Source organism: Aphanizomenon sp. UHCC 0183 (genome assembly GCF_009712065.1).
Taxonomy (GTDB): Bacteria; Cyanobacteriota; Cyanobacteriia; order Cyanobacteriales; family Nostocaceae; genus Dolichospermum; species Dolichospermum heterosporum.
Genome location: NZ_VILC01000032.1, coordinates 19652 through 42855 on the forward strand (window position 1 = coordinate 19652; position 23204 = coordinate 42855).

Annotated in this window: 23 protein-coding genes and 1 pseudogene; 11 read left to right on the plus strand and 13 right to left on the minus strand. The window is 36.6% G+C overall.

Annotated features, from left to right (window positions below; all coding sequences use genetic code 11):
* Positions 1–561 precede the first annotated feature (561 nt).
* The 7 genes and pseudogenes from FJR37_RS12995 to FJR37_RS27745 all read right to left on the minus strand — a co-directional run bounded on the left by FJR37_RS12995 (position 562) and on the right by FJR37_RS27745 (position 5929).
* The gene (locus FJR37_RS12995; RefSeq protein ID WP_168466208.1) at positions 562–1368 is read right to left on the minus strand and encodes a hypothetical protein; all 807 of its coding nucleotides are present in this window, start codon (positions 1366–1368) and stop codon (positions 562–564) included.
* Between the two features lie 67 nt (positions 1369–1435).
* Positions 1436–1702 (minus strand): annotated as a pseudogene (locus tag FJR37_RS13000) (ATP-binding cassette domain-containing protein); the annotation flags it as partial.
* A 568-nt stretch (positions 1703–2270) separates the two neighbouring features.
* On the minus strand, positions 2271–3395 hold the full coding sequence (locus FJR37_RS13005) for an SUMF1/EgtB/PvdO family nonheme iron enzyme (protein WP_168466209.1): 1125 nt from the start codon (positions 3393–3395) through the stop codon (positions 2271–2273).
* A gap of 356 nt (positions 3396–3751) precedes the next feature.
* Entirely contained in the window at positions 3752–4075 is a 324-nt protein-coding gene (locus FJR37_RS13010; RefSeq protein WP_168466210.1) for a nucleotidyltransferase domain-containing protein, read from the minus strand.
* A gap of 1171 nt (positions 4076–5246) precedes the next feature.
* A complete protein-coding gene (locus FJR37_RS13015) occupies positions 5247–5576 on the minus strand; it encodes a helix-turn-helix domain-containing protein (protein WP_168466211.1) in 330 nt (109 codons plus the stop codon).
* Positions 5573–5722: a type II toxin-antitoxin system RelE/ParE family toxin gene (locus FJR37_RS27740; protein ID WP_371416124.1), complete on the minus strand. Its 150-nt coding sequence runs from the start codon at positions 5720–5722 to the stop codon at positions 5573–5575. Before FJR37_RS27740 ends, FJR37_RS13015 begins: the two co-directional genes overlap by 4 nt.
* 9 nt (positions 5723–5731) lie before the next feature.
* Positions 5732–5929 carry a hypothetical protein gene (locus tag FJR37_RS27745; RefSeq protein ID WP_371416123.1) on the minus strand — a complete coding sequence of 66 codons (198 nt, stop codon included), beginning with the start codon at positions 5927–5929 and terminating at the stop codon, positions 5732–5734.
* An 814-nt stretch (positions 5930–6743) separates the two neighbouring features.
* On the opposite strand from FJR37_RS27745, the gene FJR37_RS13025 reads away from it, so the two are divergent.
* The 7 genes from FJR37_RS13025 to FJR37_RS13055 all read left to right on the plus strand — a co-directional run bounded on the left by FJR37_RS13025 (position 6744) and on the right by FJR37_RS13055 (position 10734).
* Complete coding sequence (locus FJR37_RS13025; RefSeq protein ID WP_168466212.1) at positions 6744–6986, plus strand: hypothetical protein; 243 nt, start codon at positions 6744–6746, stop codon at positions 6984–6986.
* Complete coding sequence (locus FJR37_RS13030) at positions 6983–7429, plus strand: type II toxin-antitoxin system VapC family toxin (RefSeq protein ID WP_168466213.1); 447 nt, start codon at positions 6983–6985, stop codon at positions 7427–7429. The genes FJR37_RS13025 and FJR37_RS13030 overlap by 4 nt, the downstream gene beginning before the upstream one ends.
* A gap of 329 nt (positions 7430–7758) precedes the next feature.
* The gene (locus tag FJR37_RS13035) at positions 7759–8019 is read left to right on the plus strand and encodes a hypothetical protein (protein ID WP_039200947.1); all 261 of its coding nucleotides are present in this window, start codon (positions 7759–7761) and stop codon (positions 8017–8019) included.
* Positions 8019–8411 carry a type II toxin-antitoxin system VapC family toxin gene (locus FJR37_RS13040; RefSeq protein WP_168466214.1) on the plus strand — a complete coding sequence of 131 codons (393 nt, stop codon included), beginning with the start codon at positions 8019–8021 and terminating at the stop codon, positions 8409–8411. The genes FJR37_RS13035 and FJR37_RS13040 overlap by 1 nt, the downstream gene beginning before the upstream one ends.
* A 131-nt stretch (positions 8412–8542) precedes the next feature.
* Positions 8543–8740, plus strand: a complete 198-nt coding sequence (locus FJR37_RS13045; protein WP_027403308.1) for a hypothetical protein — start codon at positions 8543–8545, stop codon at positions 8738–8740.
* Positions 8728–9120 (plus strand): type II toxin-antitoxin system VapC family toxin, encoded by a 393-nt coding sequence (locus FJR37_RS13050; RefSeq protein ID WP_217355269.1) that lies wholly within the window; start codon positions 8728–8730, stop codon positions 9118–9120. The genes FJR37_RS13045 and FJR37_RS13050 overlap by 13 nt, the downstream gene beginning before the upstream one ends.
* Positions 9121–10344: 1224 nt before the next feature.
* Entirely contained in the window at positions 10345–10734 is a 390-nt protein-coding gene (locus tag FJR37_RS13055; protein WP_039200949.1) for a DUF1815 family protein, read from the plus strand.
* 388 nt (positions 10735–11122) lie between these two features.
* On the opposite strand, the gene FJR37_RS13060 is transcribed toward FJR37_RS13055, so the two are convergent.
* A complete protein-coding gene (locus tag FJR37_RS13060) occupies positions 11123–11962 on the minus strand; it encodes an alpha/beta fold hydrolase (protein WP_168466215.1) in 840 nt (279 codons plus the stop codon).
* 673 nt (positions 11963–12635) lie between these two features.
* Between FJR37_RS13060 and metG the strand changes: the two genes are divergently transcribed.
* The 3 genes from metG (at position 12636) to lptC (ending at position 16335) form a co-directional block, all read left to right on the plus strand.
* Complete coding sequence (gene metG, locus FJR37_RS13065) at positions 12636–14231, plus strand: methionine--tRNA ligase (protein ID WP_168466216.1); 1596 nt, start codon at positions 12636–12638, stop codon at positions 14229–14231.
* 242 nt (positions 14232–14473) lie between these two features.
* Positions 14474–15103 carry an NYN domain-containing protein gene (locus FJR37_RS13070; protein WP_027403313.1) on the plus strand — a complete coding sequence of 210 codons (630 nt, stop codon included), beginning with the start codon at positions 14474–14476 and terminating at the stop codon, positions 15101–15103.
* A complete protein-coding gene (gene lptC / locus FJR37_RS13075) occupies positions 15103–16335 on the plus strand; it encodes an LPS export ABC transporter periplasmic protein LptC (protein WP_081981377.1) in 1233 nt (410 codons plus the stop codon). Before FJR37_RS13070 ends, lptC begins: the two co-directional genes overlap by 1 nt.
* A gap of 187 nt (positions 16336–16522) precedes the next feature.
* Here lptC and FJR37_RS13080 read toward each other — a convergent pair whose 3' ends face one another.
* Positions 16523–17845, minus strand: a complete 1323-nt coding sequence (locus FJR37_RS13080; RefSeq protein WP_039205147.1) for a D-alanyl-D-alanine carboxypeptidase — start codon at positions 17843–17845, stop codon at positions 16523–16525.
* Positions 17846–18749: 904 nt separating this feature from the next.
* Here FJR37_RS13080 and FJR37_RS13085 point away from each other — a divergent pair.
* Positions 18750–18899 (plus strand): hypothetical protein, encoded by a 150-nt coding sequence (locus FJR37_RS13085; RefSeq protein ID WP_168466217.1) that lies wholly within the window; start codon positions 18750–18752, stop codon positions 18897–18899.
* A 134-nt stretch (positions 18900–19033) separates the two neighbouring features.
* Here FJR37_RS13085 and FJR37_RS13090 read toward each other — a convergent pair whose 3' ends face one another.
* The 4 genes from FJR37_RS13090 to FJR37_RS13105 form a co-directional block, all read right to left on the minus strand.
* A complete protein-coding gene (locus FJR37_RS13090; protein WP_168466218.1) occupies positions 19034–20104 on the minus strand; it encodes an LOG family protein in 1071 nt (356 codons plus the stop codon).
* 364 nt (positions 20105–20468) lie between these two features.
* Positions 20469–20792 (minus strand): thioredoxin, encoded by a 324-nt coding sequence (trxA, locus tag FJR37_RS13095; protein ID WP_168466219.1) that lies wholly within the window; start codon positions 20790–20792, stop codon positions 20469–20471.
* A 437-nt stretch (positions 20793–21229) separates the two neighbouring features.
* Complete coding sequence (locus FJR37_RS13100) at positions 21230–22393, minus strand: GuaB3 family IMP dehydrogenase-related protein (RefSeq protein ID WP_039205152.1); 1164 nt, start codon at positions 22391–22393, stop codon at positions 21230–21232.
* Between the two features lie 105 nt (positions 22394–22498).
* Entirely contained in the window at positions 22499–23032 is a 534-nt protein-coding gene (locus FJR37_RS13105; protein WP_039205153.1) for a YdcF family protein, read from the minus strand.
* Positions 23033–23204: the final 172 nt, after the last annotated feature.

A 23204-nucleotide genomic window follows, 5' to 3' on the forward strand; every position in this document is an offset into this window, starting at 1 on the left:
GGATAGTTGTTAGTTTATTAGGTTTTTGATTTCGCGCAAAGTCGCAAAGAATAAGATAAATGTCTGAATCAGGATTTCCAGGATTTAAGGATTTTCAGGATTATTAATTGTGAGAGTCAGGATTTTGTTAAAAGTTAATTTATGTTAAAACTAATATTTTGTCTGAATCAGGATTTTCAGGATTATTAATTATGAGAGTCAGGATTTTATTCAAAGTTCCTTTATGTTAAAACTAATATTTTGTCTGAATCAGGATTTCCAGGATTTAAGGATTTTCAGGATTATTAATTGTGAGAGTCTGGAATTTATTCAAAAGGGAATAAATTCCCAGTCTAATAGCAAAAGTTGTCTTTTGATGACTAAACATTAGGAAAATTTATTAGTCCATTCTAACAGACTTGAGCTATGAGACAGGGAATTTATTCCCTGGCGGGTGTGGAAGCCAAACAAATAAGCCATCTGTAGCCTAAGTTGACACCTACTCCCTTCCCACTAAAAAATAGGCATATAAAACCAAGAAATAGGGCTTCGCCCCGCACTGCTATTTCTTGGCTGGGAGTATCATTGAGATATCGAAATTTTTGTTTTGCCATCTATAATTGCTCGGATCTTTGTACCAACAGGAATGACTGCATTATGACCTTTAATAAAAAAACCAAGTGGACTGACAAGGGCGAATACAGCGATACTGACTCCTACGTTTCCACCACCTTCGCTATTTCGCCCTGCCAGCAATGATATCTTCGTGCCGTCTACTGCTGAGGTTGACAAAATTTTGAGAGAAAGTTTTCCTTTTCGACCAAATAATCCTGATTTTTGTGCTTCAGCAATTTCAGCACGAGCTCGCGTTCCTGCTGTTATTACTGCTTTACCTTCTACAATTACATCTTCATCAACCCGCAAGTTAACTAAATCTCCTGTTCTTGCTGTTTTGCTAGAAAGCTCATCAAGTGTGGAAAGGATAATCTCGGTTCCGTCAGGAATAGTAACTTCAACGGGATTTGGTGTTACTGATGGGGAAGGATTGTACGTTGGTACTGGACTAGGCACAGGTTTCACAGTCTGAGCTTGCACCCAAGGTTGATATGGAGTGATAATATTTGAGGTCAAAGCCACAGCAGTTAAAGTTGCAAAAAATGTAGTCCTCATTTTCAAAGTCATGTTTTCTCTCCTATTGTGGTATTCATGGTTTTGATTAATTATTAGTGTTAAAGTGATGTATGTCATATCTATGACGACATCATTAAGTAACACGAATATAATTGTTACACAAATGCCTACAAGTGTCAACATTAGTGCGATCGCCGATCTTGTAGGTTGGGTTGACAATAGAAAACCCAACATTTGTAGGGATATAATAATATTCATTGGTGTCAACTTGAGTTAGAAATGGCTTATCTGTTTGCTTCCACACTCTACTTTTGCTAAATGCTCACTATCCTATTTCTTTGACTTGCCACTGGTTAGCATCTAATAGTTCTAAGATGAGATGGTGATATTTAAAAAGGGTAGGACGATGGCCAACACTGATAAAGGTTGTCTGTGTACCTAACAAATGCTGATAGAGGTTTTCTTCATTTTTGATATCTAAAGCACTGGTGGCTTCATCTAGGATGACATACTTGGGTTTATAGATTAAGAGTCTAGCAAAGGCAACACGCTGTTGTTCTCCTAAAGAGAGGACATCACCCCAATCTTTTTCCTATAAAGTGAGATGGAAGAATAAATATATGAATCTCATCTATCAATCATCAAATTACAATCCTGTAAATCCTATAATCCTGGTTATCCTGATTCAGACAAAAAATTTTCTCGTTTCATGTATGCTGTATTGAAAATAGGATGTGATTGTTTGATTATTCGTTAGTTGTTGATGATTGGTATAGAGAAAAGTGAATATCTATGAAGTGAGATGGAAGAATAAACATATGAATCTCATCTATCAATCATCAAATTACAATCCTGTAAATCCTATAATCGGTGGATATCCTGATTCAGACAAAAAATTTTCTCGTTTCATGTATGCTGTATTGAAAATAGGATGTGATTGTTTGATTATTCGTTAGTTGTTGATAATTGGTATAGAGAAAAGTGAGTATCTATGAAGTGAGATGGAAGAATAAATATATGAATCTCATCTATCAATCATCAAATTACAATCCTGTCAATCCTTTAATCCTGGATATCCTGATTCAGACAATAAAAATTTTCTCGCTATGCGAGAGAGATAAGACAAGAAAAGAGCAAGAGAGCAAAAGTGCATAGTGCTACTAAGTCCTCGCCGCACCACTACATACAACCCGAAAACTGACACGGCTGAAGTTGGTGCCGGACTCCCAGCCGCGATAAGCAGAACGGCAATAATGAGGACGGTCGCGCCAGAAGCCACCGCGCACCGATTTACCACTATTTGGTGCATTATCTAGCCATGCGCTCCCATCTGTAGGCGCACCTTCATAGTTCCTATGCCAATTATCTTGACACCATTCCCATACATTGCCGTGCATATCATATAACCCAAAATTGTTAGCTACTCCAAAGCTACCTAATTTTGTTTTTGCATTTCTGTAAATTCCTTTAACCCCATTACCATAAGTGAAGTTACCATTATAGTTAGCTAAATCCGTTGTAATCGTCTCTCCAAAGTGAAATGGTGTGGTAGTTCCCGCTCTACAAGCATATTCCCATTCGGCTTCACTTGGTAATCTATAGTTTTTTCCTGTCCTTCGACTTAACTTTTCACAGAATGCCACTGTATTATTCCAATTCAATGTTTCAACAGAGCGATTATTACTTTTGAAACTAGGATGCCGAATTCCTCCTATAATAGCTTGATATTGTGCCATTGTTACCGGATATTTTGCCATAAAAAAACTAGGAACAGTAACTTGGTGTTGGGGACTTTCAGAATAACTTCTTTCTAATTCATTTTCTGGTGAACCCATCATAAAACTACCACCAGGAATTGCAGCCATTTCCAATGTCACACCATCACCCAAATCTTCTATAAAATATCTGGCTATACGTTGCTGACGTTGAATAATTTCTCCAAATTTATTGACTGTTACTACCTCAATTTTTTCTAGTTTTAAACCTTCTTTATGAGGTTTTTGTAATATTTGCTTAATTCTTGTTTCTGATCTAGAATTTAATATTAAATAAGCCAGATTTTGAATATCCCAAGATTTATCTTTTAAACCTGCAATTACTAAATCTAAACCCTGTTCTCCATAATTCACAGCTTGCTCAAGTGCAGCAATTCTCACCTTTGAATCTGGATTTTTCAACCGTAATTTTACCCCTTCAATACCACCTAAAACGGCAGCACCTTCTAGTGATGGACTATTACCACCAAGCACAGCATCGTATTCTCGCGGTTGTTGTGGATTATTCATGATTGGTTAATGGTTGGTTTCATGTATGCTGTATATAAAATAGCATATTATTGTCTGATAGCGTAGCGTGGCGTTAGCCATATCAGGATGTCCAGGATTTAAGGATGTACAGGATGTGATTGGATGATTTTTTGTTGTGTGGTGAATGTTGTGGTTGTCTGAATCAGGATGTCCAGGATTTAAGGATGTACAGGATGTGATTGTTTAATTATTGGTTATGTGTTGATGATTAGTATGGAAAAAGGTTAATTTTTATGAAATTACTGTAATAATTAATACATCATTCACGTCTAGTAGTCATCAAATAATCATCCTGTAAATCCTCTAATCCTGGTTATCCTGATTCAGACAAAGATTCATATTACTAAACCATCTTTTCTAATATTACGAAAAAAACCACTATCATGATGTTCTAATTGTTCAGAATTAGCAAAAGCACAACTAATTAAAACATTATATTCTAGGCACAAATCAGCGATTAATTGACTAATTTTTTCACTTTCTTGAGAATAGTTAAAAACATCTTTTAACACAATTAAAATATCAATATCTGAATCTGGTTGTGCTGTTCCTCTAGCTTGTGAACCATATAAAATTAGTTTTTCTAACTGTTCTCCATAAAGTTGTTTTAAGTTTTGCTGTACTTGGGTTAAAACAGTGGAAATAGGTTGATTTAGCATAATTTTTAATCAACAATTACTCTGAGTTAATAGTTAGTTTAATGTATCCTATATTAAAAATAGCATATTATTGTCTGAATCAGGACACCCTTCGGGAAGTCAAAAGTCAAAAGTCAAAAGTCAAAATTTTACATTTGTCAGAATCAGGACACCCTTCGGGAAGTCAAAAGTCAAAAGTCAAAAGTCAAAATTTTACATTTGTCAGAATCAGGTGGTTATCGAGCGACTTGTACTGAGCTTGTCGAAGTAAGTCGAGATAATGTCTAGGATTTAAGGATGTACAGGATGTGATTGTTTGATTATTGGTTGGTTGTTGATGATTAGTATGGAGAAAGGTTAATTTTTATGAAATTACCGTAATAATCAATACATCATTCACGTCTAGTAATCATCAAATAACAATCCTGTAAATCCTATAATCCTGGTTATCCTGATTCAGACAAAATATTATAAACTGAGTCATTAACCATCGAATAACAATCCTGTAAATCCTATAATCCTGGTTATCCTGATTCAGATAAATGTAAAATTTTGACTTTTGACTTTTGACTTCCCGAAGGGTGTCCTGATTCAGACAAATAGAAACTTGACGAAGTTGAAAATATAGCCTAATATAAAAATATAGGATGCAGCAGACATGATTTAGGCGTTGAAAGATAGTCTAAACATGATATCCCGTTACCTGCATGGTCGAGGAATTCCGGTAAAGACGTTCTGAATACCAAAAATTGATTTTTGGCGAAGACTCCTCAAAGAGTCTTTGTTATTTAAGGGCTGGGTAATTTTTTATTATTTAATAAGGTTTTAGCTATCACAAAAAAGCGAACTTTTTTGATTTTACCTATACCATCATATTTAGGGTAGGCGCTTTCTACGTGCAACCTCAGCTTTTTACTTTCCCGAAATACTGTAAAAACAACAAAATAATCAACTTCAATACCATTAGAATATACAATTTTAACGGTTGCAAAGTTTCCATATCCAGCATGACATACTAATGTGTATAAAAATCACAATGTCAAGTATTTAAAGTTTACAGGATGTGATTGTTTGATTATTGGTTGGTTGTTGATGATTAGTATGGAGAAAGTAAATATTTATGAAGAGAGATGTAAAAATAAATACATAAATAACAGCCATTAACCATCAAATAACCATCCTGAAAATCCTTTCATCCTGGGTATCCTGATTCTGATAAATTCATCATAATAGGTTCTTTATTAGGAAGTTTGATAATAATTTCCATAGTTCCTCCTAAAGCATTAACAACATGACGCAATGTATTTAATTCTAAACTTTGTCCACTTTCTAAATCAGATATTTCGCTTTGCGATAACTCGAAACTAGCAGCTAATTCTGATTGTGATAAACCCAACTTTTTACCTAATTGTTGAAGCGTAATTTCTTCTAACCTTATTTCAGAAGTTCTTACAGCAATAATTTCTTTTCTTTCTTGAGAAAGTTGATTTAATTCTTCAGATAAAGTTGTATATTTTTTCATGATTTTTCTTCCTTGATTGTCTCCAAATATCCTCTATATCGTTTATCTGCTATGGGAATATTTTCTTTATACCATTTTTTATTACCAGCTTTATTACCTCCAACTAATAAAATCGCTTGTCTTTTAGGATCAAATGCAAATAAAATCCGCCAAGGTTATCCTTGATGTTGAATACGCAGTTCTTTCATATTGCTGAAATCAGAACCTTCTAAAGTATCAACTCTTGGTCTTCCTAAACCGGGTCTAAATTCTGCTAAAATACCTAATACAGCAAATACTTCATTTTGAAATCCCTGTTCTTGTTGATAAAACCAAATTCTAAAATCTGGATCAAATATTATATTCCATTCCATAAATTCATTTAACTTATTCTATTTTATCTCAATCAGTAGTACATTGTGCTGAATCAATTTTTGTTTGATATATCCTCTATTAAATATACCATATTTGGGTAATTTTGCTAGGTTTTTAGATAAATTTAATATTGTCAGAATCAGGATGTCCAGGATTTAAGGATGTACAGGATCTGATTGGATGATTTTTTGTTGTGTGGTGAATGTTGTGGTTGTCAGAATCAGGATGTCCAGGATTTAAGGATGTACAGGATGTTCTTGTTTAATTATTGGTTGGTTGTTGATGATTAGTATGGAGAAAGGTTTATTTTTATGAAATTACTTTAATAATCAATACATCATTCACGTCTAGTAATCATCAAATAATCATCCTGTAAATCCTATAATCCTGGTTATCCTGATTCAGACAAAAGGTTAATTTTTATGAAATTACTTTAATAATCAATACATCATTCACGTTTAGTAATCATCAAATAATCATCCCGTAAATCCTATAATCCTGGATATCCTGATTCAGACAAAAGGTTAATTTTTATGAAATTACTTTAATAATCAATACATCATTCACGTCTAGTAATCATCAAATAATCATCCTGTGAATCCTCTAATCCTGGTTATCCTGATTCAGACAAAATTTTAAATAAATATTCATAAAGTCAGATGGAAGAATAAATACATAAACAACAGCCATTAACCATCAAATAACAATCCTGTAAATCCTATAGTCCTGAATATCCTGATTCTGACAGTTGACAGATTATAATTAAAATACAGTACAATATTGCCTATAACCTAGTAAATGACATAAATAATTATGAATGTACAACTTGTTGACTCCCTTGTAGAAATTGTTTTAAAATTAACTCCTGAAGAAAAACAACTTTTCCAAGAAAGGCTGAGTTATCAGGATTTCAACGTACAAAGTAACAAGCCTTTAACACCAGAAGAAAGATTAAAACTTTGGCAAGAGTGGATAGAAAAAGCTCCTCAAAGTTCTGTTAATCTTCCTGATGAAGCACTGCGTCGAGAAAACATTTATGATGATAGAGGAACATGAGTAATTACTTATTAGATACCAATATTCTGTTACGTTCAAGAGATATCACATCTCCTGATTTTCATCTAGTTGATAAAACAATTAAATATTTAATATCTAATAATCATCAATGTTTTATTACCTCTCAAGTAATTATTGAATTTTGGGTTGTTGCTACTCGTCCTGTTAATGTTAATGGCTTAGGATGGACTGTAGAACAAACAACTCAAGCAGTACAAATGCTAATAAATCAATTTGATTTACTAGAAGAAACACCAGATGTATTTTCTATTTGGTTGAACTTAGTAACAACATATAATATTTCTGGTAAACGAACTCATGATATACACATATTAGCAGTGATGCTTGCTCATAATATCAGCCATATTTTAACTTTAAACCCCAAAGATTTTATAGCTGTTCCAGAAATTACGATTATTCATCCTCAAAGTATTAATAGCTAAGACCATATTTGGGTAATTTTACTAAGTTTTTAGATAGATTTAATGTTGTCAGAATCAAGATGTCCAGGATTTAAGGATGTACAGGATGTGATTGTTTAATTATTGGTTAGGTGTTGATGATTAGTATGGAGAAAGGTTAATTTTCATGAAATTACTTTAATAATCAATACATGATTCACGTCTAGTAATCATCAAATAATCATCCTGAAAATCCTATAATCCTGGGTATCCTGATATGGCTAACGCCACGCTTCGCTATCAGACAATATGTTACAATCGGAATAGAGGTAAAATCAGAAATTCCGTAATTAAATTGATCAGAAAAGACAATGCAACAAATTAATTTTGATGCTCGTGTAGATGAAAATGGTTGTTTATATCTAAAACTTCCCCCAAATTTTGCCGGGATGGAAATAACAGGAAAACTTTTATATCAAGCTCATTCTATTTCCTTACCAAATCGCAAAGAGAACAAAATTGATATTAATCTTGTTCGGAGTATTTGTCATCAGATTAGAAATTTACCAGTTCTTGATAGCAGAACTCCTGATGAAATTATTGGTTATAACGAGTTTGGAATCCCAGAATAATGGTTATTGATACTTCTGCTATTATGGCAATTATTTATGCTGAACCTGAAGAATTGATATTTATTGAACTTATTAACGAAAGTGCAGATTGTTTACTTTCTTCTCCAGGTTATGTAGAAGCATCCATTGTTTTAGGTACTAAACATGGTCAGCAAGGTGTAGAAAATTTGAATTTATTAATTGCAGCATTGTCTATAACTGTTGTACATTTTACTATAGAACAGGCACAATTAGCAAGTGCAGCATTTTTAAGATTTGGTAAAGGCCGTCATCCCGCAAAACTGAATATGGGAGATTGCTTTTCTTATGCTTTAGCAAAATCTACAAATCAACCTTTATTATTCAAAGGTAATGATTTTATTCACACCGATATTGATCAAGTTAATTATTAATTGATGCTATATTTGATGTAGACAATAACCATCCTGAAAATCCTATAATTCTGGGTATCCTGATTCTGACAATTTTATAATATCTGACATTATGTTACAATCTGAATTGAGAGAAACAGGAGCATAAAACTATGCCATTAATCAAAATACCAAGACATTATCTTGTATCTCAAGATGAAGATTCAATTACAGTAGATGTACCAGAATCAATGCTATCACATTGGAAAAAAAACTATGAAAAAATTATTCAAGCCAAAGGAATTTTAAAGCATAAAAAAGCAGCAATGTTAGCTCATTTAGATACTCTGCGTCAGGAATGGGAAGAATAAAATATCTTTATGATACCAATATTTTTATTTACTTTCTAGCCGATGATATAACAGTTAATTCATGGTTTACAGAAGAGTTTTTGAATTTGCACGAAATTCTAGTTTCACCGATTATCCGCATTGAATTACTGAGTTTTGTCGGCTTATCAAAAGAGGAGGAACAGTCTATTGAAGATTTACTATCCCAGTTTAACACAGTTCAATTGTTACGAGAAATTGAAAATCAGACAATCCAAATCAAACGACAATATAAAATTAAACTTCCTGATGCAATTATCGCCGCTACAGCAGTAAATCAAGACGCATTTTTAGTAACAAGAAATATCGGTGATTTTAAAGGAATTACTGGACTAAAGATTGAGAATCCTTTTGTTAATTGATAATGGAGGAAGGTATGACTTTTATTAAGTTCTGCTGCTTGTAATCTCCTCTCAGCTTTTTCTAACAATCTTTGTTGTTCAGGATTCATATTACTAAACCATCTTTTCTAAGATTACGAAAAAAACCACTATCATGATTTTCTAGTTGTTCAGAATTAGCAAAAGCAAAACTGATTAAAAATAGCATATTATTGTCAGAATCAGGACACTCTTAGGGAAGTCAAAAATTTACATTTGTCTGAATCAGGATGTCCAGGATTTGAGGATGTACAGGATGTGATTGTTTAGAGACTTCCAAGAAATAAATTATCCTAAGAAACGAACCACAGAGGCACAGAGTACACAGAGAGAGAATTTCTGCATCAGTTTTGGGACATTTTTTTATTTGGAAGTCTCTTAATTATTGGTTGGTTGTTGATGATTAGTATGAAGAAAGGTTCATTTTTATCAAATTATTGTAATAATCAATACATCATTCACGTCTAGTAATTATCAAATAATCATCCTGTTAATCCTATAATCCTGGTTATCCTGATTCTGACAAAATATTATAAACTGAGTCATTAAGGAACGCAAATTTAATAACCTGCAATTCTGACTTAACCTGAAATGGTGCGTTACGCTGTCGCTAACACACCCTACTTTTGCACTTTATTTAATTCATATTCCTAACCATCAAATTACAATCCTGTAAATCCTCTAATCCTAATCAGTGTTATGGAGGGTATTAAAAATATATATTAAAAACGATACATTAATTAAGTATATTCAACACTTGCGTTAATCTCAATCTATGCTATATCATTCGAGGTTTATTTGAACTGGAGGTAAAAACACAAAGAACGAAAATAAGCGTTAGACTGAATAAATCATCTTAATATGGTTCTATATGACCTGTAATAGTGCCAGGTATGGCTTTAAAGAACTTGACTACGAAGGAATTTAAGCTAGGCTAATAAGGTCTAAATTTTATTAGGTACAGTTCCGACAGAGCAATAAAGCCAAAATGTAAATTTTAGTAATTGAGCCTGCTATAACTACCTGATGAATTGAATAGCCTGATACTTATTCAAGAATCGTTATCTACTAACCTAGACAAGTTAACTAATTAACGCACTCATGCAACACTAAAAATTGTAAAATCTATTTTACAACACCGATTCATGAGAAAATCTAAAGAAAATATAAAATAAACTCAAATGACTGTGGTGTCTGGAGGGACAAGTGTTTTTAAGACTAGCAAACGAGCATAGACAATTTGTTCAAGATTTAGTAATGAATTTGCAAGCTCTAGCAGTTGTACTAGAGAGGTATGGTTATCCGGCTTCTTGTTATACTTGCGGCGACCAAATGAACAGTGCATCTTTTATGGTAAGCTTAGGCGATAATCACTTAATTCGCTTTTTAGTATCCGATTATGGGATTACTTGGACAGAAATGCGTGATGATAGAGAGTTAATGAAGTTAGAGGGTGCAGAAGCAATTAATCAGTTAGAAGAATTAGCAACTCTTGTTAAAGAGGCGATGCAAACCTCTAGAGATATTGAGTATTCATCCCCGAAGAGTAAACGGATGTTACAGAATACAGCGGGAAGTGTGAAAACTCACCGATAATCTCCTGATAATATATTGGTATTTCAGGTTGCTAATAATCTCTCTGGAGAATTGCACATTGTAGGGGCAAGACCCTTTCGGACGCAAGCTAGATAAATTGCCCCTATACCCCATATACTAATACAACCGGGCTTCACACGGACTTGGTGAAAACCTGAGTTCGACATAAGATAATTTGTGGAAAACTGCCCCAAGTATGAGTCTCAAACCCTTAGGAATGTGAATTAAATAAGGTGCAAAAGTAGGGTGTGTTAGCGACAGCGTAACGCACCATTCCAGGTTACATCAGAATTGCAGGTTATTAAATTTGCGTTCCTTATGATCTCGTTGAAGAAATCATAACTCCGTTCGCGTAGCGTCTCCGAAGGAGAAACTCCGAACTCCGAACTCAGGTGGTGAAAACAGGACTGTCCGTTGATTTAGTAATTTTTGGTATATTAATATTAACTTCTAAAAAATCATTATCTTTGAGAATTTGATAGAGATTCACATCCTTCTCTAATAAACAGGCATGACCGCTATATGGTAGGATAAATGTTTGGGTATTTGGTAAAATACCTGCCAATCGAGTAATTTCACTTACAGAGGGTAATAAGCGATCGCTACCACTGCCAATGAGTAAAATTGGTTGTGTTAGCTGTTGTAGCTCTTTGCTATCAACCTGGAAATCTCGCAGTAAGGATAAGCGCCAATTTACAGTTTCTGATGGTAGGGAACGCATAGCTGTAAGTAGTGTATGGCGATCGCTTGGAGAAATCCGTTCTAATGATGCTAAAAACGGCAACAAACCCAATGCACCAATATCAAATAGGAATGATGGTACAAATTGAGTAGCCTGAGATATCCAATTAAACCAAGATTGCTGCTGCAAAGCCGAAGCAGGATTAATTAAGATAATACGCTTAAATAACTGCGGCGACTGGATAGCTACTTGTATTGCTAAACAACCACCAAAAGATTCACCACATAGATATATTGTCCGTTGACAGCTTTTTTCTAACTCAGCGTGAACCAAGTCCAAAACATTCTTCGCTAAAACATCCCAAGTGGCCAGACAGTTTTTGGGTATGGACAAGCAACGAATATCTAAACCAGAGGCTAATTCTGGGATTTGAGATTGCAATAACTCACCAGTCCCATCCATACCTGGTAAATAGATAAATAAAGGAGAATCTGATTCTACTGGATTTGGCGTTAAAAAACAAGGTTTAGGATCAACTGCTGGCATTTTACTTATTTTTATTCGTCTACTCTATCTTTAACTTTACCCTCTTCTGTATCCAGATAGGGATTGTGATGAAATTTTTATCTTTTCTCATCTGTCTAAAATCAACCTTTCCAGATAAAAAATCATCCACTCTGAAACCATAATTACAGAATTTATAGCAATTTGTATTCATGATATATAAGTATGTGAGTCAGCATTCAGCCGCTAGACATTAGCTAAATGCTGCGAGTAAATTTTTAATAGTTAGTTCAATGATTAATGAATTAAAAATTCCCAAACAAGGCTCGCTAAATTAGGAATTTCTAGAACAACAACCTAGTACATTACTCAAAATTACAACTAACAGTTTAGTCAATTATTACTGGGAACATCTAATATGCAAAATCATATCCACACAATTAGTTATATCGCTAGATTTTCAGTTAGTGTATTCTCTGTAACTACTAAGGACAGAAACAGGTTTTACCATGATTATTAGTAAATACTTTCTCTGATTTAGTTAAAAATCAGGTGGATTTATAGAAGTAATTAAACAATTCTTCAGTCCATAAACTTGTTATCCATCGCCAGGAGTTTGAAAAAAAAGTAGCAATGTTATATAATTACGTAGTTTTGTCTAAATCATCTAGATTATTAATAGAGAAAACTGATTAATAATTTGCTTTTATATTCCATGAATCTTGTGAATAAAACAGAAAAGACTTTTGCACTGACCACACCACTATACTATGTCAACGATGTTCCGCATATTGGCAGTGCTTATACAACTATAGCAGCGGATGTAGTAGCCAGATTTAATCGCTTACAGGGACATCAAGTGCTACTAATTACAGGTACAGATGAACACGGGCAAAAAATTCAGCGTTCAGCAGCAAATTTAGGAAAACCACCACAAGATTTTTGTGATGAAATCGTTCCTAGTTTTCTTAACTTGTGGGATTTACTCGACATTCAATATGATCGCTTTAGTCGGACTACAGCACCCCGTCACCAAGCGATAGTGAAAGAGTTTTTTCAGCGAGTTTGGGAAAATGGCGACATTTACCAAGGAGAACAAAAAGGTTGGTACTGCGTTTCCTGTGAAGAATTCAAGGAAGAACGGGATTTACTTGCAGACAAACACTGTCCCACCCATACTAACAAACAAGTAGAGTGGCGAGACGAGCAGAACTATTTTTTTCGCTTGTCTAAATATCAAACCCAGTTAGAGGAGTTTTACCAGTCCCACCCAGATTTTATCCAACCTGTCAGCAGACGGAATGAAGTTTTCAATTTTGTCGCTCAAGGTTTACAGGACTTTTCAATTTCCCGGGTAAATCTGGATTGGGGTTTTCCTGTACCTGTGAATTCTCAACATACATTATATGTGTGGTTTGATGCTTTGCTGGGTTATGTTACGGCATTGTTAGAACCAGATGCAGAACCAACTTTAGCTAATGCTTTACAAACATGGTGGCCGATTAACCTGCACCTGATTGGTAAAGATATTTTACGCTTTCATGCTGTGTACTGGCCAGCAATGTTGATGTCAGCAGGTTTACCTTTACCAGACAGGGTATTTGGACATGGTTTTTTAACTAAAGATGGTCAAAAAATGGGGAAGACTTTAGGTAATACCCTTGATCCTATTACTTTAGTGGAAAATTATGGTAGTGATGCCGTTCGTTATTACTTCCTTAAGGAAATCGAATTTGGTAAAGATGGCGATTTTAATGAAATAAGGTTCATTAATGTTTTGAATGCAGATTTGGCGAATGATTTAGGTAATTTGTTAAATCGGACTTTAAACATGGTGAAGAAATACTGTGCTAGTCAAGTACCGTCCATTAGCCAATCAGCTATTCCCATTGACAATCCTTTGAAAACAATGGGTTTGCAGTTAGGAGAAAAGGTGAAACAAGCATACACAGCATTAGCTTTCAATGAAGCCTGTCACTATGTTTTATCTCTGGTACAAGCCAGTAATAAGTTTATTGATGATCAAGCTCCTTGGTCATTATATAAACAAGGTAAGCAGGGGGAAGTGGAAGTGGTGCTATATGCGGTGCTGGAATCTGTAAGACTAGCAGCTTATCTTCTCTCCCCAATTATTCCTAATATCAGCAGTGATATTTATCAGCAATTAGGCTGGGGAATAAATTTTAATGAACAAAAAGAAAGTGCAATTTTAGCTCCTTTTTGTACCCACTCAACATGGGGAATATTATCCGATAAACAAATATTGGGAACACCAAAACCAGTTTTTAAACGGATAGAAACATCAAAATAAAAGATTAATTTTGGGAACTGCGAATTTCTTAAAAAACCAAAGAATTCGGGGAACAGGGAACAGGGAACAGGGAACAGGGAACAGGGAACAGGGAATAAAGAACAATATTGATCTTTACTCTTGCCTCTTGCCTCTTGCCTCTTGCCTTCTGAACTCCTGAATTCTTATCATAAGCAACTCTAACAAGTAGATAGTTAGAAATTTCTATCATAACAGGGATAACAACACAAGGTATGACAACAATGTTGAACAATTTTGAAAACGACTCAATATTTACCCCAGAACAGGTTTTGGAAAATCGGGGTCGGGTGGCTATCTTTATTGATGGCTCAAACTTATTTTATGCGGCACTACAACTAGGAATCGAAATTGATTACACTAAGTTATTGTGCCGATTGACTGGCGGATCAAGGCTATTACGGGCTTTTTTCTATACAGGAGTGGATCGGACAAATGAGAAACAACAAGGCTTTTTGTTGTGGATGCGTCGTAACGGTTATCGGGTGATTGCTAAGGATTTGGTGCAATTACCAGATGGCTCTAAAAAAGCTAACTTAGATGTGGAAATAGCTGTTGATATGATGGCATTGTGCGATTCCTATGATACCGCAGTTTTAGTCAGCGGTGACGGCGATTTGGCTTATGCTGTCAATTCTGTCAGCTATCGTGGGGTGAGGGTAGAGGTGGTGAGTTTGCGTTCTATGACTAGTGATAGTTTAATTAATGTGAGCGATCGCTATATTGATTTAGAAGCCATCAAAGAAGATATCCAAAAAACTCCCCGCCAAAGTTATCCATATCGGCCATTGTCTAGTATGGGCTTTTTAGACGATCCTAGAGATAGTAATAGACATCTAGAAGTTCCAGAATAATGCAAGATTCACAAGCGAGGGAGAATGGAAAACATCAGAGGGGAATTAAAAATCATTCTCCCCACTTCTGTTCATTTTTGGGGTTAACATCACTAACTAATTGGTTTTACCTGCCTTTGATATTATGTTTAGGCTTATGCTTATCGAGTTGCGGTAATCTATTACCTACCCAATCAAAAACTGATCCTTCATCTCCAAAAGATGATGATACTAAGGTAACTTTTTTTAGGATTGTTTTTGAACAATTTGATGAGGTAGGTAGACCAATTTGGAAAGTTAAAGCTAAAGAGGCAAAGTACACTACAGATAAACAAGTAGGTCAGGCGGAAAATCCTGAAGGGGAACTTTACCAAGATGGAAAAGTTGTCTACCAAATTAAAGCAGAAAAAGCTGACATTAAGCAAGATGGTAAGCAACTATTTCTTCAAGGTAAAATTGTCGCTACTGATACCCGTAATGGGATTGTTTTCAAGGGTAATGAGCTAGAATGGCGGCCTCAAGAAGATTTATTAATTGTTCGCAATCAGTTAAATGGTAGTCATAAACAATTACAGGCTGTAGCTCAAGAGGCAAAGATTAAAACTCGTGAACAACGGGTAGAATTTTCACAAGGAGTAGTTGCTAAATCCACAGATCCACAGTTGCAAATGCAGACTGAGCATTTAATATGGCATATTAAGGAGGAGAAATTATTTAGCGATCGCCCAATTCAAATAGAAAGATATAAAGATAACAAAATTACTGCACGTGGTCAGGGTAACGCCGCAGAAATTAATTTAAAAACTCAAATTGCGACTCTCAAACCACAGGCAAAATTAGAGTTAATAGATCCACCAATGCAAATTACTAGTAACTCTATAACCTGGAATATTAACAAAGAAAATATTACCACAAATTCTCCTATTCGCATATTTCAAGCTGCTGAGAATGTCACTGTCACCGCTAATCAGGGAAAAATGAAAATACCAGAAAACACGGTGTATCTCACTGGTAATGTTAATGCGGTTGGAAAACGTAGTCAGTCTTTAAAATCAAATCAACTGACTTGGTATTTAGATAAAAAATTGTTAGAAGCTCAAGGAAATATAATTTATCGTCAAATTGAACCAAAATTAACTTTTCAAGGGGAAACAGCCGTCGGTAATTTAGAAACAGAAAATATTGTTGTTAAAGGTGGTAATTCGTCCAAAAGCAGAGTAGTCACAGAAATTATCCCCCAGGAAGGTAGGTAGGGGGTAGGGGAGTTGGGGGAGTTGGGGGAGTGGGGGGAGTAGGGGGAGTGGGGGGAGTGGGGGGAGTAGGGGGAGTGGGGGGAGTAGGGGGAGTAGGGGGAGTAGGGGAGAAATTTCATTCTTCATTCTTCATTCTTCATTCTTCATTCTTCATTCTTCATTCTTCATTCTTCTGACTCCTTCCCCCCTATGATTGGTTGTATAAAACTTTATTGCGATTATCTGCACCAAGATTTGGTAAAGAATTATCTAATCGAGGTGTGACAGTATCGGGAATGTCAGTAGATACTTCTAATTCTTTTTCTAAAGTCTGGAGAAGTTTATCTTGTTGAACCCGAAAAGCTGATACATTGCCACCACGGTTAATGATTGTAAACCAGACCAAACCGCGATCGCGTGTGGGGACAACTCCAGCTAAAGCACTAACATCATTGAGAGTACCAGTTTTGATTACCGTTGCTTTGGGCATATGTCGAGAATGGATCGTGCCTCTATGATCTAGTCCAGAGGTAGGAAATAAATCAGCTAAATTTAACTGATAAAAACTAGCTTCCCGTTGTAATGCCATAAACATAGCACAAACCCCCCTGGGAGAAATTCGATTTTCCTTCCCTAAACCAGAACCATTAATCAAGAGAATTTCTGACTTTGGGAATCTAGCCAGTTGGGATGCTGTGGTGCTAACTACATCCGCACCTCCCACAGAATTGGCTAACATTTCCGCAATATCGTTATTACTAAAAACATTCATTTCCTTAATGATTTTTTGCAAAGGCAAGGAAAAATGACGGATTAGTAAAGTCTGGCCAACTCTCGGTTGAGGATCTGCTTGAATATTACCAGCAATAATCACTTGGGGTTTGGGTGTTCCCTTGGGCATAACTGAGTGTTGGAAAACCACAGAACGAGACCAAGTTTGATGATTTAGCGCTTGTTTGAGTAATTGACCGGCGAGTAAGGGATGACGTTGGAAATTCATCGCAAAAGCCCCAGTAATTACCAAATTGCCCTTAACTTGCTTAATACCCATTTTATTCAGAGTATTTCCCAGGGCGATCGCTTCCTCCCCCACAAACATAGGATCACCACTACCAGTAATCACTAAATCACCCTGCACCACCCCATTTACTAAAGGTCCAGTGCTACTAACTAAAGTCTCAAATTGGTGATTCGGTCCCCAAGCTTTCAAAGCCACCAATGAAGTAGCAACCTTAGTTAAAGAAGCAGCGGGTAAAGGTATAGTACCTTGATGATTAGCCATCAGCATTGGTCCCGACTGTAACCAAATCCCCTGAGAGGACATGAGATTTTGGTCAATTAATTTTGACGTAATTAACCCATTAAGATATTCGTGAACCGTAATAGCGCCTGCTGGGCTTGGATCAGGGACAAGAATCAAATTAGAACCACCTTGCCAAGCCAACACACTCAAAGCTTCTAACGGTTGAATCTGCGCCTTAGCCACTTCTAGCCAGATAGAAAACAAACCTGATCCTAATAATTCCAGCATATTCAAATTCCTTTATTCGTTAATTGGTAAGAGTTTTCTTTAATTTCGTAAGCGTAAACTATATTCAATACCTTGTCTATTTTCTGTAGTTTGGGTTAAGCGACAGCGCAACCCAGCGCATTTGTTGGGTTTCATATTTTTTAGGGACTTCCAAATAAAAAAATACTCAACCACCTAACGCAAAAATCTCTCAAACCCTTATTCCTCTGTGTCCTCTGCGCCTCTGTGGTTCGTTAATCAGGATAATTTATTTCTTGGAAGTCCCTTAGAGGGTGTTTGAAAAGTTATGGTTGATGTATCAAATATTTTTTACCCCACCCTAACCCTCCCCTTAGTAAGGGGAGGGAACTGGATTTTTCTTGTTTCCCCCCTTTATAAGGGGGGACTAAGGGGGGTAACAATGTGATAAAAATTACGGGATACGACTTTTCAAACATCCTCTTAAGCTGATATCCAACCTACAAATCAAGGCTTTTTCCAATTTGGACAAGGTATTGATACAGCGGTTTTCGCTCTTATGAGGTACATCTTAGCCCCCTCATCGCACCCCCCTCAATCCCCCCGCAGCGGAGGGAAGAAAAGGATAAGCTTTTGATACTGGAGGGGGTGGGGGGTGGGGTTCTTGTACCTGATAACATCGGGAAGTGCTGTATTCTGAAACTATTTTTAACTTTTAATTCCCTCTTTTCCTAGCAACTTATACTAATATACGAGCCTGATTATATTTATCAGTATTGTTGACACTGACTCCCCTGGCTAAAGACGATTATAAAAAAGATTAAATCTGGGAAAGTGATAGCGTCAGTGCTGACTTGTCAGTTTGGTAAATGAACAATTTCAACGCTTATTCCTTGCACCTAATTCACCTTCTATCCCCATCAAATCATTGACTTGTAACAGTTTTATGTTTATATGGTTAACACCACGCTACGCTATCAGCAAGCCCTACATAATATTTCCCATAGTGCAAGTCTGTGGAATGGTGCGTTACGCTGTCGCTAACACACCCTACTTTTTGGCTTTTGCAGTTTATTTAATTCACATTCCTAATTAATAAATTGGATAGGTTAAGTAGGTGAACACAATAAAACCAAACTGTGTAAAGAAACGTAAAATCGCCCAAACCCTCTTCACTCTTGCCTCTTGCCTTTTGCCTTGCCATAACGACAATTTTCAACGCCAACCTACTTACTTCCTTTCTGGATGTGCCAATTCCTCTGGAGTGGGAACACCCACCTGATTAATTACTCCAATCATTTGATATAAACGCCCTAAATCTCGTTGATTAAAATTTAAAACTAACCGGGGTAAACTAGATGTTTCATCTTGTTCCTCCTGCGGTAATGCTTGGCTTTTAACAATTTTACCTGTCAGCAAAATATCACAAAAATGAGTATTAAGTAATTCCACTTGAGCATCGGATAAATCTTCTTTTAACCGGATCACCAACTGATCACCAACATAACGACTAGAGTGATAAATTCGGTAAAATCCAGTAATGGCATTACAAGCAACTTCAAGATTATCTGTAACAGTGTACAAACTCGGATCATCTGCACTAACAAGCCCTGTTTTTACCAATTTCTCATCAATATATTGACTCCAAGAACGCCAATAATCGCCTCCTGGTTGATCAATTAACACCAAAGGAACTGGACCAAATTTACCTGTTTGGCTCAATGTCATACATTCAAAAGCCTCATCTTGAGTGCCAAAACCACCAGGAAACAAAGCCACAGCATCACTTTCTTTCAGAAGAAATAACTTGCGAGTGAAAAAGTATTTAAAATTAATTAGTTTAGCATCACCTTCAATAACTGGGTTAGCTTGTTGCTCAAAAGGTAACTGAATATTTAAACCAAAAGAATTTTCCCTACCAGCACCTTCTTGACCAGCTTGCATAATCCCACCACCACCACCTGTCATAATCATAAATCCTAGTGCAGAAACAGCGCGACTAAATGCAACTGCCATTTGATATGCTGGTGTATCTGGTGCTAGACGGGCAGAACCAAAAATAGTAATTTTCCGAACATGGCGGTAGTTATAAAATAACTGGAAACCACACTCCATATCTGCTAAAGCGGCAGATAATATTTTCCAATCAAGACGTTCAATATCACTATCAGCAAGACGCAAAATTGTAGTGAGTGATTGCTGAATAAATTGCCTATGTTTTAGTGTCGGTAAACGGTCTATGAGTTCAGCAATATCTGCTTGGAGAGAATCTAATGAAGAAAAGGACGCTTCAGAAGTCATACTTACTGCCGCAATAATGGCATTATATTTTAACGAAAGTTCCTAATACAGTAAAGCGTCAATCAACTAACAATAATTAAAAATCTCGAAAAGACTTAATATCATTTGCTTTTTGACTTTCGCCTTCCTGTACTAGTAACTGACGTTATTTTACATGATATTTCCCATATTGATGGTAATTATTACAATATAGGCTTCTCAGTAACTAATTTTTAGTTGACTAACAATTAGAACAAAGATGTCTGAAATTGGTACTGACACTAGGCTTTTTCTGGGATTAAAAAAAGATAGGGGAAGCACCATTTTCGTTCTGTAATTGATCTTGTAAATGAATAACTCAATCGAAGTTTATTGTTTATTCAGCTTAAAGATACTTTTCCAAAGTAGTAGATAAAGTGGTTTTAGGTACAGCACCAACAACCATATCTACTTTTTCTCCATCTTTGAAAATCATTAAGGTGGGAATACTGCGAATACCATACTTACTAGCAATATTCGGATTTACATCCGTATTAACTTTAACAACTTTTAATTGATCTCCATACTGAACAGCGATTTCTTCAACAACAGGAGCGACCATCCGGCACGGACCACACCAGGGGGCCCAAAAATCAACTAATACGGGTACTTCGCTCTCAAGGACTTCTGCTGTAAAAGTCGAATCCGTAACTTCTGTGGCTGCTGACATACCTAAAAACCTTTATCTATGATATTTCTGAGGTTGGTGAAAATTCTACCATAGCAAAAACATACTCTTAAGTCCTAATGATATACATTTGCTAGGAAACTAGAAAACTAATCCTCACCATAAGGAACCGCCCGAACATTAGTCCGGGCGGAGTGTGGTGTGAGGAGTGAACGGAAACTTTTGTCTCCGCCATCTCTATTGTAGGCTAGATATGTGATTTTTCCAGTCATTCTCAAAGTTGTTGTCAATTGTCAGTTGTCAATGGTTAGTTGTCAGTTGTCAGTTGTCAATGGTCAGTTGTCAGCAGAAAACCCTTAACGCTGCCCAATCCCCAATCCCCAGTCCCCAATCCCCAGTCCCCAATCCCCAGTCCCCAGTCCCCAGTCCCCAGTCCCCAATCCCCAGTCCCCAGTCCCCAGTCCCCAGTCCCCAGTCCCTTATTTACCCATACCTAACTGTTGGGCTTTTTGGTAAACCTTACCTTCGGTGAGCAAAGAAGGAGCAATGACAACTTCAACCTGCTGCATTTCTTTGATGTTTTTCGCGCCTAAAGTTCCCATACTGGTCTTTAAAGCTCCTAAAAGATTATGAGTACCGTCATCCAAACCGGCTGGTCCTCTGAGTATTTGTTCTAGAGTTCCAGTTGTACCCACGCGAATGCGAGTCCCGCGAGGTAAGACTGGGCTAGGAGTTGCCATACCCCAGTGATAACCACGCCCAGGGGCTTGGGCGGCTCTGGCAAATGGAGAACCAATCATAACAGCGTCAGCACCGCAGGCAATACATTTACAGATGTCTCCTCCGGTGATTAAACCACCGTCAGCGATGATGGGGATATATTTACCGGTTTCCCGATAATAATCGTCTCTAGCGGCTGTACAATCGGCGATCGCAGTGGCTTGAGGTACGCCCACGCCCAACACTCCACGAGAAGTACAAGCAGCACCGGGTCCAATACCTACCAATACCGCTGCTGCACCAGCTTTCATCAACTCTAAGGTGACTTGATATGTAACGCAATTTCCCAAAGCCACAGGGATGGGCATAGAACTGCAAAACTCCGCTAAATCAAGGGGAGTAATAGCTTCTGGAGATATATGATCAGTAGAGACTACTGTAGCTTGGATAAAAAATAGATCTGCTCCAGCTTTAGTTACGACTTCGCCATATTTGCTTGCACCTGCTGGAGTTGCGCTAACTGCCGCAATACCGCCTTGTTGTTTAATTTCCTGAATACGTTTTTCAATTAATTCCGGCTTTATTGGTTCAGCATATAGTTCTTGCATCAGGCTGACAAATTCATCTTTGCCGACGGAGGCAATCCGATCTAAAATCGGTTCGGGGTCGGCATAGCGAGTTTGGACACCCTCTAAATTAATTACGCCCAATGCCCCCAACTGGGACAAGCGAACAGCCATTTGTACATCAACCACACCATCCATTGCACTGGCAATAATGGGGATTTCTCGCTCAATATTGCCGATTTGCCACTTGGTATCAGCTAAACTCGGATCGAGAGTTCTGTTACCAGGGACTAAAGCAATTTCGTCAATTCCATAGGCTCGACGCGCCACTTTTCCCCGCCCAAGTTGAATTTCCACGCTTTAACTTTTCTCAAAACTGTTTAAGCTAGGGTATCAAATTGTGGTGATATTGGGAATTGGGAACAATTGAAAATTTTTGATTTTTAATTCGGTTCTGATGTTCTAGGGTTTATTTTTATTGGCATAATTAGCACCTGTATAACCTGTGGCTACCCAAATAACGGCCCTAGCACCATCCCGAAGAGATTTTTCAATCGGTTCTGGTGAATTTTCTGAAGGAACTGATAGGGGTTTAAAATTCATGCCTCGACTACCTAAAACAATTTCACCAACGATGCAAGCACGACGCATATGAAAGTCAGATGTAATTAAATAAACACTTTTGATGCCACGAGATTGCAATTCATCCACTGTAGTAGTAAAATTAGTAACTGTGTCTACAGCTTCATAGTCTAAATTTAAACGTTGGGGATCAACTCCAGCATTAGCAAATATTTTTTTAGTATGCTGCGGCGGACTGCCTCCAGAAATCCAAATAGGTATATTGGGATACTGACGAGCTAATTTGGCTGTAAACTTTTCTCTTTCTAGTAAGCGAGTAGAACCGCCTAAAACTAATATTGCTTGTGGTTGTACAAATTGGTTTTGTACTGCCTTGCACCCCCACCAGATGAATAAGGGGAGAAGACAAGCCATAACCCTCACAGATTTCCCTGTCAAAAGTAGCTTATTCAAGGCTCTATAGGTATGTCTATTCGGACTAGAGTTTTCTTTAAAAATCAGCACAATAACGCACAGGGATGATGGTTAGTATAAGTTTTTGCGAACTATGTCTAGAAAAAAGTTGTAACGTTGCGATCATAGTAAG